The 272-nt window shown below is 63.2% G+C and carries 1 protein-coding gene; it reads left to right on the top strand.

The window, feature by feature from the left end; all coding sequences use genetic code 11:
* Positions 1-272, top strand: a 272-nt coding sequence (locus NQL71_RS29795) for an aminomethyl-transferring glycine dehydrogenase (RefSeq protein WP_274643803.1), incomplete at both ends; no start/stop codon positions are given.

Raw genomic sequence — 272 nt, 5'->3', positions numbered from 1 at the left:
TGCCAGCATGTACGCCGTGTACCACGGTCCGCAGGGCCTGACCCAGATCGCCAACCGTGTGCATCACCTGACTGCGATCCTGGCCCAAGGCCTGAAAGCGATCGGTCTGAACGTCGAGCAAGAAACCTTCTTCGACACCCTGACCCTGAACACCGGCGCGCAAACCGCCACCCTGCACGACAAGGCCCACGCCCAGCAGATCAACCTGCGCGTAGTGGATGCCGAGCGCCTGGGCCTGTCCCTGGATGAAACCAGCACCCAGGCCGATGTGA

Origin of the sequence: Pseudomonas serbica, from assembly GCF_028823535.1 — a bacterium.
GTDB lineage: Bacteria > Pseudomonadota > Gammaproteobacteria > Pseudomonadales > Pseudomonadaceae > Aquipseudomonas > Aquipseudomonas serbica.
The sequence above is the reverse complement of the archived record's forward strand: the minus strand, read 5'-3'. Positions and strand labels throughout refer to the sequence as shown.